Source organism: Erwinia sp. S43, from assembly GCF_016624745.1.
In the GTDB taxonomy this organism is placed as follows: Bacteria; Pseudomonadota; Gammaproteobacteria; order Enterobacterales; family Enterobacteriaceae; genus Erwinia; species Erwinia coffeiphila.
Window position 1 is genome coordinate 1 of sequence record NZ_JACVTX010000007.1, and the last position, 13,897, is coordinate 13,897.

Here is a 13,897-nt window from a genome sequence, read left to right on the forward strand (position 1 = left end):
CGAACAAAGTGAAGGGACCGCGAAGCGGCGCGAGGACCGCCCGACCGGGGGTACTGCCAGCCAGCGCTAACACCCGACTTTGTAGCAGCCCGACCGGGGGCATTGCCAGCCAGCGCTAACTCCCGCCCATGCCAAAAACTCCCCCAATAAACGGCTTTTCATCCACTTCTCATCACAAATGAAAGACTTTACCTTTCATTGTTTCTTTCACAATGAAAGATTTTATAATCGTTTTGTGATATAGATTGCTTTTTTTAAATGATTTTCGATCTACCTTCTTAGCGCTGTGAATAAGAACGTTTTATCTGTTCTCTACGCGAGGGGTTAAAAATGATTGAAAGCATCACCCACGGGGCCGAGTGGTTTATCGGCCTCTTCCAAAAAGGCGGAGAAGTGTTTGTCGGCATGGTGACCGGCATCCTGCCGCTGCTGATCAGCCTGCTGGTCGTTATGAACGCGCTGATTGTATTTGTCGGCCAGCAGCGCATCGAACGTCTGGCGCAGCGCTGTGCCGGGAACCCGGTATCCCGCTATCTGTTCCTGCCGGTGATCGGCACCTTTGTTTTCTGTAATCCAATGACGCTAAGCCTCGGCAAGTTTCTGCCGGAAAAATACAAACCCAGCTATTACGCCTCGGCCTCCTACAGCTGCCACTCAATGAACGGCCTGTTCCCGCATATCAACCCCGGCGAACTGTTCGTCTATCTCGGCATCGCCAACGGGCTGACCACGCTGAACCTGCCGCTGGGTCCGTTAGCGGTCAGCTATCTGCTGGTCGGCATGATCATGAACTTCTTCCGTGGCTGGGTGACCGACCTGACCACCACCATCTTTGAGAAAAAAATGCGTATTCAACTGGACCGTCAGGTTCGTTTATAAGCGCGGAGTAAACGATGGCTAACACGATTGAGATTAAAAAAGGCGAGAGCGGCTGGGGCGGCCCGCTGACTCTGACGGCTACACCAGGCAAAAAAATTGTTTATATCACCGCAGGAACGCGTCCGGCGATTGTCGACCGCCTGCGGGAAGTCACCGGCTGGGAAGCGGTAGACGGCTTTAAAGAAGGTGAACCACCGGCGGAAGAGATCGGCGTGGCGGTGATCGACTGCGGCGGCACGCTGCGCTGCGGTATCTATCCGAAGCGCCGTATTCCCACGGTCAACATTCACGCCACCGGCAAATCCGGCCCGCTGGCGCAGTATATCGTCGAGGATATTTACGTTTCCGGCGTGCGCCCAGGCGACATCAACATTGTGGCAGAGGGCGCGGCGGCTCAGGCGGATACGCTGGAGTCCGGCAGCGCGTCGGCATCGGCGGGTTCCACAGCCTCGGCGGCGACTGCCCCGGTTTCAGCTTCAGCGTCAGCATCGGCTGCTGCCTCTGCATCAGCGGCTGGCACCGGCTCAGCTCCGGCGGCTTCCGGCACGCGTGACTACGATACCAGCAAAAAAATCACCGAACAGAGCGACGGCCTGCTGGCGAAAGTCGGTATGGGCATGGGCTCGGTGGTGGCGGTGTTCTTCCAGGCGGGTCGTGAAACCATCGATACCGTGCTGAAAACCATCCTGCCGTTTATGGCGTTCGTCTCGGCGCTGATCGGCATCATTATGGCTTCCGGGCTGGGGGATTTGATCGCGCACGGACTCACGCCGCTGGCCAACAGCCCGGTCGGGCTGGTAACGCTGGCGCTGATCTGCTCCTTCCCGCTGCTGTCGCCGTTCCTCGGCCCGGGCGCGGTGATTGCGCAGGTGATCGGGGTGCTGGTTGGCGTGCAGATCGGCCTTGGCAATATCCCACCGCATCTGGCTTTACCGGCGCTGTTCGCCATCAACTCCCAGGCCGCGTGTGACTTTATTCCGGTCGGCCTGTCGCTGGCCGATGCGCGCCAGGAGACGGTTCGCGTCGGGGTGCCTTCGGTGCTGGTTGGACGCTTCCTGACCGGCGCACCGGCGGTCCTTCTTGCCTGGGCAGCGTCCGGGTTTATTTATCAGTAACAGGGGAGAACGTATGAAAACCGTTTACGAATCCACGTTTGTCGCCGTCGGCGCAGAGGCCATGTCGGCGCTGGAAGACAACTTTATTATCACCTTCGGCGAAGGCGCGCCGGAGGATGTCGCCGAGTACTGCTTTATCCACCGCACCGATATTAACAACGGCGGCACGTTTGGCGCCGGGTCGGTGCTGGCTATTGGCGAACAGCACTGGCCGGTGACCGCAGTCGGTGAAGTCGCGCGGGAAAACCTGCGCGACCTCGGGCATATCACCGTGCGTTTTGACGGCGCGGCTGAAGCCGAGTTTCCCGGTACCGTCCACGTCTCCGGCGCTGCGCCGTCGGCGATTGGCGCGGGCCAGAAGTTTCGTATGTTGAGTGAATAACCAGGAGAGAATGATGGATCAGGTTGCTGTAGTCATCGGTGGCGGTCAGACGCTGGGTGCTTACCTGTGCGAAGGGCTGGCGGAAGCCGGTTATCGTGTTGCGATTGCTGACCTTAATATTCAGAACGCCCGCCGCGTTGCGGACACCATTAACAGCCGTTATGGGGAAGGGCGCGCTGCCGGTTTTGAGGCGGATGCCACGAAAGAAGCCAGCGTGGTGGCGCTGGCCGCGGCGGTGGATGAAACCTTTGGCCGTTCCGACCTGCTGCTCTACAGCGCAGGCGTGGCGCGGGCGGCACCGATTACCGAGTTTGGGCTGAGCGATTTTGACCTGTCGCTGCAGGTGAATCTGGTGGGGTACTTCCTCTGTGCCAGAGAGTTTTCTAAGCTGATGATCCGCGACGGTATTAAAGGCCGCATCATCCAGATCAACTCCAAATCCGGTAAAGTGGGCAGCAAGCACAACTCCGGCTACAGCGCGGCCAAATTTGGCGGCGTGGGGCTGACCCAGTCGCTGGCGCTGGATCTGGCCGAATACGGCATTACCGTGCATTCACTGATGCTGGGTAACCTGCTGAAGTCGCCGATGTTCCAGTCGCTGCTGCCGCAGTATGCCGAGAAGCTGGGCATCGAGCCGGAAGAGGTGGAGCAGCACTATATTGATAAGGTGCCGCTGAAACGCGGCTGCGATTATCAGGATGTCCTCAACGTGCTGCTGTTCTACGCAAGCGATAAAGCCGCCTACTGCACCGGACAATCGGTGAATATCACCGGCGGACAGGTAATGTTCTGATGACATACCGGCAGCTTCGGCTGCCGGTTCTGGAGGGAAGAAGATGGATCCGGTTAATACCTTAATTTGTCTGGCCGGGGTGGCCTGGCTGGGGCAAATCGCGCTGGGTTGGGTGCAAATCCGCCGCTTTAACCAGGCGCTGGCCGACATGGCCGATAACGGCCACATCAGCATTGGCCGTTCCGCGGGGCGCTTTAAGCCTCGTGTAATCGTGGTGCTGAGCCTGGACGACGATCGTCGGGTGACCGGCAACTTCCTGATGAAGGGGCTGACGGTGTTCTCCCGGCCGCAGAGTGAAGGGGCGTTGACCGGCAAACTGGTCAGTGAAATCCGTCCCGAGATCATGTTTCCACGTAATAAATCCGCGCAGCAGGCGCTGGCATTAGCCATTTCAAATAAACGGTGATACCTTTCATTCTGAAAGATTAATCCTTTGCATCACGCGTTATGCCGTCCGGGGTGAAGAGGAACAGTTCAGATATTGCAAAGGACCGTTTTATGAAACCTGTACAGCGCCAGGCACAAATTCTCGATTATCTTCAGGATAAGGGACGCACCACCGTGGAGGAGCTGATAGCGCACTTCAATACCACGGGAACCACTATCCGCAAGGATCTTGCCCGCCTTCAGCAGGAAGGCGCGGTCATCCGTACCTACGGCGGCGTGATGCTGAACCGCGATGAAGGCGATCAGCCCATCGACAGAAAAACGCTGATTAACATAGAGAAGAAAAAGCGCATCGCCGCGCTGGCGGCAGGGCTGATCCACGAGGGCGACTCGCTGATTTTTGATGCGGGGAGCACCGTGCTGCAAATGGTGCCGCACCTGGCGCGCTTCAATAATATCACCGTGATGACCAACAGCCTCGGCATCGTCAACGAGCTGGTGGAGCTGAACAACGATCAGGTGATCCTGATGCCCGGCGGCACCTACCGCAGCACCTCCGCCTCGTTCCACGGCAGCCTGGCGGAATCCGCCTTCAGCCACTTCAGCTTTGATACGCTGTTTATCGGTGCCGACGGCGTGGAAATTACCGCTGGGGTCACCACCTTTAACGAAGTCTTCGCCGTCAGCCAGGCGATGTGCCGCGCGGCGAAGAAGATTGTGTTGCTGATCGACTCCTCCAAATTTGGTCGCCGCAGCCCGAACGTGGTGTGCAGCCTGGATGCGGTCGACGTGCTGATCACCGACAGCGAAGTGGCGGATGAAACCGTCGCTCAGCTGCGGGAAAAAGGGATTCAGGTCATTATTGCCGGGGAGAAATAACCGTGCGGGACATTTTATTAAACGCGGCGCGCGAGACGATTGCCACCGAACTCCAGGAAGCCGCCAGTCTGCCCGACAGGCTGAACGACGATTTTGTACAGGCCTGCATGATGGTGCATGGCTGCGGTGGCAAAGTGATTGTCAGCGGCATCGGCAAGTCCGGCCATATCGGCAGAAAAATTGCCGCCACCCTGGCCAGCACCGGCACTCCGGCGTTTTACGTGCATCCTGCCGAAGCGCTGCACGGCGATCTGGGGATGATTTCTGCCGGTGATGTAGTGATTCTGATCTCCTACTCCGGCCACGCCGCGGAGTTTGTGCGCATTATCCCGCTGCTCAAGGCGCTGCCGGTGGGGATTATTGCTTTTACCGGCAATGCCGCCTCCCCGCTGGCGCAGGCCGCCGACCGCTGGATTAATATTCACGTGGAAAAAGAGGCCTGCCCGCTGGGGCTGGCCCCGACCTCATCGGCGGTGAATACGCTGATTATGGGCGATGCGATGGCGATTGCGCTAATGCGCGCCCGCAACTTCAGCGAACAGGACTATGCCCGCACCCATCCGGCGGGCAGCCTGGGCGCGCGCCTGCTGTGCCTGGTGGGCGATATTATGCGTACCGGGGAGAAAATCCCCCGTGTGAATGTTGACGCCACGATTACCGATGCGCTGTTTGAGCTGACCCGCACCGGGCTAGGGCTGGTGGCGGTCACGGGCGAGGACGGCGCGTTGAACGGCGTGTTTACCGACGGCGACCTGCGCCGCTGGCTGCTGAAGGGCGGGGTGATTGCCGCCCCGGTGAAGGAGGCGATGAGCACTCCGGGCTTTACGCTGCTGGCTTCCCAGCATGCCGCCGAAGCGCTGGCGCTGTTCCAGCAGCGCAAAATTTCCTCTGCGCCGGTGCTGGGCGAAGACGGCACGATTATCGGTGCGATTAACGCCCATGATATTCGCGAGGCGGGGATCTGATCCTATTCCGGCAGCGGCGTTCTGCCGCCGCCTTACTGATTATCAGCCCGCCTGGCGCGCCGTTTTCTGGCGCTTCTGGGCTTTCATCACACGCTCTTCGTCATACTTCTCACGCAGATAGTGTTCAATCTGTTCCAGGCTGCGGTTACGGGTTTCCGGGATATATTTCAGCACGAAGATAATGCCGACGATGCCCACCGCACCATATATCGCAAAGGTGCTGGCCAGCCCGAACGATGCCAGCAGCACCGGGAACGACATGGCGATAATCACGTTGGAGCACCACAGAGCAAACACCGCGCCGCCCATGCAGATGCCGCGAATTTTCGCCGGGAACATTTCGGACAGCATCAGCCAGATCACCGGCGCGTAGGCACCCTGCATAAAGCACAGGAACAGCAGCATCGAGCCTAAGATCAGATAGCTGCGCAGCAGGTTGACCTCGCTGCCAATATGCTCCGGCATAAACGCCGAGATCGCCGCCAGCAGGAACAGGCAGCAGGTGCAGCCAATCTGCCCCAGCGCAGCCATTTTACGTCGCCCGATGTAGCCCAGCAGCAGAATGCCGATCGTTACCATAATCACCGAAACGACGCCGTTGGCGATGGTGGCAAACAGCGCGGCGTTAGTGCTCATGCCGGTGTTTTGCAGGATAACCGGGGCGTAATACATAATGCTGTTCACCGCCGTTGCCGCATGGAAGAAGGCGAAGCCCACGCCGATCAGAAACACTTTCCGCATCCACGGCACCCGCAGGTCGCGCAGTGAACCTTTCTCCTGCGCCTGGGCGGTCATGGTTTCTTCGATCTCCATCATCTCCCAGTCCACGTCTTCCTTTGCCCGGGTGCGGTTCAGCACGTCGCGCGCTTCGGCAAAGCGGCCCTTCAGCGCGTACCAGCGCGGCGTATCCGGCATATACAGCATGCCGAACCACAGCAGCACCGCAGGCAGCGTGGCGATGCCCAGCATCCAGCGCCAGGTGTGTTCGCCGCCCCAGATTTCGTTAAAGGCGAAGTTGGACATATAGGCCAGCATCTGCCCGGTGACGATCATCAGTTCGCTGATGGACACCAGCTGCCCGCGCCGGTTGGCCGGGGCAATTTCGGCCAGGTAGACCGGCACCGTGGTGCCCGCGCCGCCCACGGCGAGGCCGAGGATCACCCTGGAAATCAGCATCACCTCCAGGTTGGGTGCCAGCGCCGTGCCGAGCGCGCCAACGGCGAAGATAATCGCCAGGATCAGAATAATTTTCCGCCGTCCCAGGCGATCGGCCAGACTACCGGACACCAGCGCGCCGGTGGCCGCACCGACCAGCAGGGAGCTGGTGACCAGCCCGGTAGTAAAGGGCGTTAACTGCAGTTCCGGCCCCATAAACAGCAGGGCACCGGAGATCACCCCGGTATCGTAACCAAACAGCAGGCCGCCGAGAGTGGCGATGGCGGTGATCACTTTAACTAAGGGTTCGGTCCGGGTTTTACTGTTAGGGCCAGATGCCGGATTTTTAGAGAGGTAATGTTCCAAAATTCACACTCCGGATAAAGACTGGGCTATGTGGTGTGGTTGTTATTGGCCAGTCGGGGATTGAAATGACGGATGCGGGTGGCCGCGCACGGCGGCCACCGGAAAGCGGAACTACTGGCTGATGGTTTGTTGCAAAGCGGCGATAGAGGAGGTAACGCCCGCTTCCACCGACATGGTGAGATCTTCCATCTCCAGAGAAACCCAGTCGTTGTAGCCCATCATGCGCACCACCGAGAAGAACTCCTTCCACCACTGCAGATCCTGGCCGCAGCCGACGGCCACGTAGTTCCACGCGCGGTTGGCAACGTCTTCCACCGGTTTGGTTTCCAGCAGGCCGTTGATGCCGACCAGGCCGCGTTCCATACGCACGTCTTTGCCGTGAACGTGATGGATCGCCGGGCCAAGGGCGCGGGCGGCGGCAATCGGGTCGGCGCCCATCCACAGCAGGTGGCTCGGGTCGAGGTTCAGGCCGACCGTTGGGCCAACGGCGTCGCGCAGGCGGAACAGCGTTTCCGGGTTCCACACCAGCATTGAGCTGAAGTTTTCCAGCGCGAATTTCTCCACACCGCACTCTTTCGCCCGTGCAACCAGCCCCTGCCAGTAAGGGATCGCCACTTCATTCCACTGGTAGTCGAGGCAGTTTTTCAGCGTTGGCGGCCAGCTGACGGTGTAGGTGATCCAGTTCGGGATGGTGTCCTGCGGGCTGGCCGGGGGCAGGCCGCTCATCATCACGATTTTCTTCACGCCAAAGTGGCCCGCCAGCTGTAACGCTTTATCGGTGTCGCTCTTATGGCGCTGACCCAGTTCGCCCGGATCGAGCGGGTTGCCGGAGACGTTCAGCGCGGCGATCTGCATGCCGCGGCTTTCCAGCGCCTGAAGAACCTGCTGGCGCTTAGCCGGGCTGGCCAGCAGCTCGTCGGTGCGCAGATGCGGGGCGGAAGACCAGCCGCCGGTGGTCATTTCCACGCCGGTCACGCCGAGTTCCAGCAGTTTATCCAGCATCGCTTCAAAGGGCAGGTGGCCCAGGCTGTCGGTACAGAATGATAATTTCATGGTGGAACCTTACTCGTAGTTAACCCAGGTGGAGCCGTTGTCGGCGGAACGTACACAGTTTTCAATCCAGCGAACGCCTTCCAGACCGGCGTCGATATCGGGGTAGATCAGGTTTTCCAGCGTCTGACGGTCGCCGCGCTGCTGCGCGCTGATGGCGATGGCGAATTTCAGGTAGATATTGGCCCAGGACTCGGCCAGCCCTTCGGTGTGCAGCGCGCCCAGGCGTTCGTCGGCCAGCGCGCTTTCATCGAGGTACGGCATGCCGTGGTGCATGGTCTGGGTCGGCTGGCCCTGAATTTCATACTTCAGCTCGCCCGGGTTGTAGTCGCTCCACTGCAGGCTGGCTTTGGAACCAATCACGCGGATGAACTGGCTGTCCATGGAACCGGCGTTGATGGAAGAAGCCCACATGCGGCCGACCGCGCCGCCTTCGTAGTGCATCAGCACCATGGCGTTATCTTCCAGCGGCGCGCGCGACGGGATAAAGCTCTGGCGGTCGCACAGCAGCGATTTGATATGCAGCTCCGGCAGCACCAGCTGGGAGATGTAGAACGTGTGGGTGGAGATGTCACCCAGCACGAACGTTGGTCCGGCAATTTTCGGGTCCACGCGCCATTTCTGCGCTTCGCTGAATTTGTCGGCGCTGTCGTTAGCGCTGAAGCCGTGGGTGTATTGCAGTTCCACCATGCGCACCTCACCGATTTCGCCGTTGGCGATCATCGCCCGCATCTGCATCAGCAGCGGATGGCCGGAGAAGCCGTAGGTCACGCCAACGATCAGTCCTTTTTCCGCCGCCAGCGCTTTGATTTCACGTGCTTCGGCGGTGGTGAAGAACAGCGGCTTTTCACAAATTACGTGAATACCGGCGTTCAGCGCGGCTTTGGTGATTTCATAGTGGGTGCCGTTTGGCGTGGCGATGGTCACCACCTCGATGCCGTCTTCGCGCTTTGCTTCTTCCGCCAGCAGCTGCTGGTAGGTGTCGTAGCAGCGCTCTGCCGCCACGCCGAGGTTGACGCCGAAATCGCGGCCGCGTGCGGCATCGATATCGAAGGCGCAGGCCACCAGCTGGTAGGCGGTGTTATCGCGCAGCGCGCCGCTGCGGTGCTTGTAACCCACCTGGCTCAGGCGGCCGCCGCCGATCATGGCCCAGCGCAGTGGACGTGGGATTTTTCTTTCGCCGTTAAGCATATCTGACTCCTGAATGTTGTTTTGCACCCGGGTGCAAAAAAGGGCGTTAAACGGGTTTCACAGACGGTGATAAGCGGTGTTGCTGTTGCTTGTCATGTGCTGCACTTTTAGAGATGGCGAAGATTAAGTCAATCGACCTGATGCAAAATTCACCATCCGGATCACAAAAATTCAACAAAATGCACCCGGGTGCAAAAGCGGATCTACCGAAGGCAGACCCGCTGTGATATGGGCATTATCCGGGTTAAAAACAGGGAGATACGGGTGATTACTTCGCGTTTTTCTCTGCGAAGCTGGCGTAGTTCTGCTTTGTCACCACTTCATAAGGGACCCAGTTGTAGGCTTCGGTCGGCTGTTTTTCCAGCATCGCTTTGGTCACTTTTACCGAACCGATGGCCTGGCCTTTGGCATCCTGGAAGATGGTCACCGCCATTTCGCCATTCTTGATAAACTGTAACCCGTCCGGCGTACCGTCGATGCCCGCGACTACGATGTTGCTGCGTTTTGCCTGGTTCAGCGCCATAATCGCCCCGATGGCCATTTCGTCGTTGTTGGCGGCAATCCCGTCGATCGCTGTGCCGTTCAGCAGCCAGCTGGCGGTAACGTCAACGGCTTCGTTACGCTGCCATTTTGCACTCTGTTTCTCGATAACTTTCATGTCCTTATGCTTGGCGATCACTTCTTCAACCGCGCGGGTGCGCTCGCGGGCTTCTTCGGTGGAAAGTGCGCCCATCAGGATGGCCACGTTGCCTTTGTAGTTCATTTTTTTCGCCAGCTCTTCCATCTGCATTTTTCCGCTGAGCGCCGAGTCGGAACCCACGTAGGCCTGCATGCCTTCCAGCTTCACTTCCGGCTTGCGGTTCACAAAGATCAGCGGAATGCCGGCGCGTTTGGCGGCATCCATCGCCGGTTTAACCCCCTGAGTATCCACCGGATTGAGGATGATGGCATCCACGCCCTGGTTGATAAAATCGTCCACCTGCTGGATCTGTAACGCCACGTCACCTTTGGCATCGGAGAACTGGCCGTTCATCCCCTGGTTTTTCAGTTCGGCGATCATTTGCGTGCGAAGAATGGAAACGAAGTTTAAATCGAAGTTCGCCAGGGCCACGCCGACCTGATAGCTTTTGGCCTGGGCCTGGAACATAAACAGCGAGCAGAACATCAACAGCAGCACTTTGATATTTTTCATTTTTTTATTCCATATCATAAGGTTGTCGGCTGATTCGCATTACGAATGCAACCGGGTGCAAACAGAGGGGTACTCCGCCGAAGAAGAAATTTGCTTTCGCCGGGGGAGTGATGGAAATGTCTTCCACGCCTAAAAATTAGTCAATCACCGAAAGTGAAAATCACTGCGTTTGATCACACAAATTTAACATTTTGCACCCGATTGCATTTTGTTTTTCGATTTCTTTTCCGCCGGGTTTAGCGTTCAATGCAGAGGGCAGATTGGGCAAACTCTGAAACGCAGGGGCTATGACAACAAAAACTAAAATGCACCATAAAACTACCGCCAACGACGTGGCAAAGCGGGCCGGTGTGTCGAAATGGACCGTTTCACGGGCTTTTACGCCGGGGGCGTCGGTGTCCGACCGGGCGCGCGAAAAAGTGCTGGCGGCGGCAGGCGAACTGGGCTACAGGCCAAATCTGCTGGCGCGCAGCCTGTCGAAGAAGAAAACCAATATCATCGGTGTGGTTATCGATGAACTGAAAAACCCGCATCTGATGATGCTGCTGGACGCCGTTACTCGCCAGTTGCAGCGACGCGGCTGCATGGCGCTGACGCTGAATATCACCCCGGGAGAAAACTACACCTCGGTGATGACCATGGCTGACCAGCTGCAGGTGGACGGGATTCTGTTTCTCGGTACGCTGCTGACCGACGAACTGATCGCCGTAGCGCACGACATGCTGCATATTCCGCTGGTGCAGGTGTGCCGCAATAACGATGCGGATGATATCGATGTGGTCAATATCAACGGCATCCAGGCGGGGCGCGATATCGCTAACCTGCTGTTGCAGCAGGGATATCATCGCTTCGGCTACATGAAAGGACCGGATACCAGCAACGATCATTTGCAGCGAATGGAAGGCTACCGTGCGCGGTTGCAGGATGCGGGCCATGATGTCGGCGTGCTGCTGACCGCCGGGCATTACGACCGGCATTCAGGCTACCGGGCGATGGCCGACTATCTGCAATCGGTGCCCGCAGAGCAGTGGGTGGATGCGCTGTTTTGTGAGAACGATATTCTGGCGCTGGGTGCGCTTGAAGCCCTCAGGCTGGCCGGGCATCAGGGCGAAATCGGCATTGTTGGTTTTGACGATATCGATGATGCCGCTGCCGAAGGCTGGCAGCTGACCACGTTCAGCCAGCGTATTGATCTGCTGATTACCGAAGCGCTGAACCGGTTGATTGATGATCAGGCCACGCCGCAGGGGGAGTGGCGGAAAGGTGAAATACGCATCCGGCGATCCCATTTGAAGAATCGCCTGAAATAATCGTGTAAGACGGAATGTGATGTTTAATGTGCACATTCCGTTATTTCTTATAATCTCATTTTTCCGTAAATTAATTGTATTCAATGATTAAATATTATTTTCTGATGAGTGATTGCATCAGGGTGGATCGTTGTATTTCATTTGTCATCCACCGTAATAATATCGACTTTTATTAACGTTGGTAAGATTTTCGACGGAATGCTATGATCCGCGAAGTTTTTTAACGGGGTGTATTTAGCATGGCTGGCGAAACTCGAACTGCGGCAAAATTGAAGAAAAAAATTATCATTGATGCAACCATGAGAGTTTTGCGCAAGCAGGGTATAAACCAGTGCAATCACCGCGCCGTTGCCGAAGAGGCCGGGGTGCCGCTGGGATCGACCACCTACTATTTTAAGAGCCTTGACGATCTGTTAGAAGCTGCGATGCAGTCTTATCTTTCAGATTTCAAAGAAATAACAGAGAAGTGGTTCTCTCAGCATGCTGAGCTGCCACCTGCCGATATTGTGATAAAATTCCTCATTACCACGCTAATGGACAGGAAGCTTATCCATCACGAATATGAGATGTATGCTGCGGCGATATCCCGGCCTTCGCTTCGGCCACTCAGCCTCAGCTGGCTGCTGATTATCGAAGATATGATGTTGAAATACGTCACGGAAGATTTACTCAAATCAAAGCTCCTCTCCTCGATGATTGACTCGCTGCTGATGCGCAGCGTGCTGGAACCCGACAGCATTCTTTTTGACGAAGAAAATTTAGTCACGGCCATTCATCTGCTGCTTCATAAATGATTTTGTCATTTAACCCGACCTCTCACAGGATTTAAATAAAAAGACATCAGCAATGGTGTCTTTTTATTTTGCCAGCAAGGCATTTACCCGAAAAAAGTTGTACAAATGTACATGTTTAGTAAAATTGTCACCTCTTCCGGCGCAGTCTCTTATCGTGACCGGTTAATCCTGACTTTCACTAGCAAAAACTATGGGTGAATGAATGTCCGATGTAAAAACACATGATGCTGGCCGCATCAGCCCGGCGCTGATTGTCCTGCTCTCTTTGCTGACGGCGCTTGATGCGATGGCAATCGATATGTACCTTCCCGGCATGCCGGATATGGCCGTTGCGTTTAATACCGATGCGGGGCGCATGCAGCTGACACTGGCTATTTTTCTTGCCGGGCTGGCAATAGGGCAGGCGCTGTATGGTCCTCTGCTGGATCGGTACGGCCGCAGAACGCCGGTGCTGGCGGGAATGGCACTTTTTTCCGCAGCGTCCTTTGGCGCGGCGGCAGCGACCTCCGTTGAAATGCTGATTGTGATGCGGTTTTTGCAGGCGCTGGGCGCGTCGGCAGGACTGGTCAGCCCGCGAGCCATCGTCTCCGATCGCTACAGCGACGGCGAGGCGGCAAAGATCTTTACGATTTTGATGCAGGTGATGATGATCGCGCCGGTAGTGGCCCCGGTCGTTGGTGGCTACGTGCTGGGTCTGGGCGACTGGCGGCTTATTTTTATGATGCTTGGCGTGCTGGGGACGGCGGGTTTTTTCTGGTGTGCCGCATCGCTGCCTGATTCTCTGCCGCTGGCAAAACGCACGCCTTTGCATCCCCGGTCGATTCTGCGCGCCTATGCCGCAGTATTCAAAAACCGTCGCTATATGCTCTACACCATCGCCAGCGGCGTGGCGTTGGGCTCACTGTTCAACTACATCGCAACCTCGTCTTTTATCTTCACCCATTTCTATGCGCTCTCTCCTCAGTCGTTCAGCTATATCTTTGCGCTTAACGCGCTGGTCAGCATCGTTGCCGGTTTTATTAGCGTGTGGCTGTTGAACCTGGGGATGTCGGCCAGGGCGGTGACGATACTCGGTCTGGGGCTCCATGCTGCGATGGGTTTGCTGCTGGCGGTGGTGCTGGTGATGCATGGCGTCACGGCGCTGGGTTTTACCGTGATGCTGGCCGCTGCGATGGGGTCATTAGGCCTGATTTACGGCAATATTATGGCATTAGTGATGGAGAATGCCGGTAGTTCCGCTGGGGTGGCAGCGGCGGTAATGGGGGCACTGCAATATCTGATCTCATCGCTGATTGGCTATCTTATCAGCCTGTTTCCACAGGGCCCGTTAAGCCTGGCGTTGAGTATTCTGCTCTGCGGTCTGTTAGCCATCGTGCTCTGTACGCAGGTCAGAGACGCATAAAAACAGCCCGCGCATCAATAGGCGCGGGCTGGAATAC

14 protein-coding genes are annotated in these 13,897 nt (G+C 57.1%); 10 read left to right on the plus strand and 4 right to left on the minus strand.

Translation table 11 applies throughout. From position 1 onward, the window contains the following. Positions 1-330 precede the first annotated feature (330 nt). From IBT47_RS11085 to IBT47_RS11115, 7 genes are all read left to right on the plus strand, one after another. Positions 331-879, plus strand: coding sequence for a PTS glucitol/sorbitol transporter subunit IIC (locus IBT47_RS11085; protein WP_105592240.1), 549 nt, complete (start codon positions 331-333; stop codon positions 877-879). A 14-nt stretch (positions 880-893) separates the two neighbouring features. Then, positions 894-1,994: a PTS glucitol/sorbitol transporter subunit IIB gene (locus IBT47_RS11090; protein ID WP_200560498.1), complete on the plus strand. Its 1,101-nt coding sequence runs from the start codon at positions 894-896 to the stop codon at positions 1,992-1,994. Between the two features lie 13 nt (positions 1,995-2,007). After that, positions 2,008-2,376: a PTS glucitol/sorbitol transporter subunit IIA gene (locus IBT47_RS11095; RefSeq protein ID WP_105592238.1), complete on the plus strand. Its 369-nt coding sequence runs from the start codon at positions 2,008-2,010 to the stop codon at positions 2,374-2,376. Between the two features lie 13 nt (positions 2,377-2,389). Then, the gene (srlD, locus tag IBT47_RS11100; protein WP_105592237.1) at positions 2,390-3,169 is read left to right on the plus strand and encodes a sorbitol-6-phosphate dehydrogenase; all 780 of its coding nucleotides are present in this window, start codon (positions 2,390-2,392) and stop codon (positions 3,167-3,169) included. A 43-nt stretch (positions 3,170-3,212) separates the two neighbouring features. Then, entirely contained in the window at positions 3,213-3,575 is a 363-nt protein-coding gene (gene gutM / locus IBT47_RS11105; RefSeq protein ID WP_200543098.1) for a transcriptional regulator GutM, read from the plus strand. A 92-nt stretch (positions 3,576-3,667) separates the two neighbouring features. Next, positions 3,668-4,435, plus strand: a complete 768-nt coding sequence (locus tag IBT47_RS11110; RefSeq protein WP_105592235.1) for a DNA-binding transcriptional repressor — start codon at positions 3,668-3,670, stop codon at positions 4,433-4,435. A gap of 2 nt (positions 4,436-4,437) precedes the next feature. Next, the gene (locus IBT47_RS11115; RefSeq protein ID WP_200560499.1) at positions 4,438-5,400 is read left to right on the plus strand and encodes a KpsF/GutQ family sugar-phosphate isomerase; all 963 of its coding nucleotides are present in this window, start codon (positions 4,438-4,440) and stop codon (positions 5,398-5,400) included. Positions 5,401-5,442: 42 nt separating this feature from the next. Here the strand turns inward: IBT47_RS11115 and IBT47_RS11120 are convergent, their stop codons facing one another. From IBT47_RS11120 to IBT47_RS11135, 4 genes are all read right to left on the minus strand, one after another. Next, positions 5,443-6,921 carry a sugar porter family MFS transporter gene (locus IBT47_RS11120; RefSeq protein ID WP_200560500.1) on the minus strand — a complete coding sequence of 493 codons (1,479 nt, stop codon included), beginning with the start codon at positions 6,919-6,921 and terminating at the stop codon, positions 5,443-5,445. A 111-nt stretch (positions 6,922-7,032) separates the two neighbouring features. After that, complete coding sequence (locus tag IBT47_RS11125; protein WP_123331882.1) at positions 7,033-7,974, minus strand: sugar phosphate isomerase/epimerase; 942 nt, start codon at positions 7,972-7,974, stop codon at positions 7,033-7,035. Between the two features lie 9 nt (positions 7,975-7,983). Next, complete coding sequence (locus IBT47_RS11130; RefSeq protein ID WP_105592231.1) at positions 7,984-9,162, minus strand: Gfo/Idh/MocA family protein; 1,179 nt, start codon at positions 9,160-9,162, stop codon at positions 7,984-7,986. Between the two features lie 268 nt (positions 9,163-9,430). Next, a complete protein-coding gene (locus IBT47_RS11135; protein WP_200560501.1) occupies positions 9,431-10,354 on the minus strand; it encodes a substrate-binding domain-containing protein in 924 nt (307 codons plus the stop codon). A 287-nt stretch (positions 10,355-10,641) separates the two neighbouring features. Here IBT47_RS11135 and IBT47_RS11140 point away from each other — a divergent pair, with 287 nt between their 5' ends. The 3 genes from IBT47_RS11140 (at position 10,642) to IBT47_RS11150 (ending at position 13,860) form a co-directional block, all read left to right on the plus strand. Further along, entirely contained in the window at positions 10,642-11,664 is a 1,023-nt protein-coding gene (locus tag IBT47_RS11140) for a LacI family DNA-binding transcriptional regulator (protein ID WP_200560502.1), read from the plus strand. A gap of 239 nt (positions 11,665-11,903) precedes the next feature. Further along, on the plus strand, positions 11,904-12,458 hold the full coding sequence (locus IBT47_RS11145) for a TetR/AcrR family transcriptional regulator (RefSeq protein ID WP_105592228.1): 555 nt from the start codon (positions 11,904-11,906) through the stop codon (positions 12,456-12,458). Between the two features lie 202 nt (positions 12,459-12,660). Next, positions 12,661-13,860 carry a multidrug effflux MFS transporter gene (locus tag IBT47_RS11150; RefSeq protein WP_200560503.1) on the plus strand — a complete coding sequence of 400 codons (1,200 nt, stop codon included), beginning with the start codon at positions 12,661-12,663 and terminating at the stop codon, positions 13,858-13,860. The last annotated feature ends 37 nt before the right edge of the window (positions 13,861-13,897 follow it).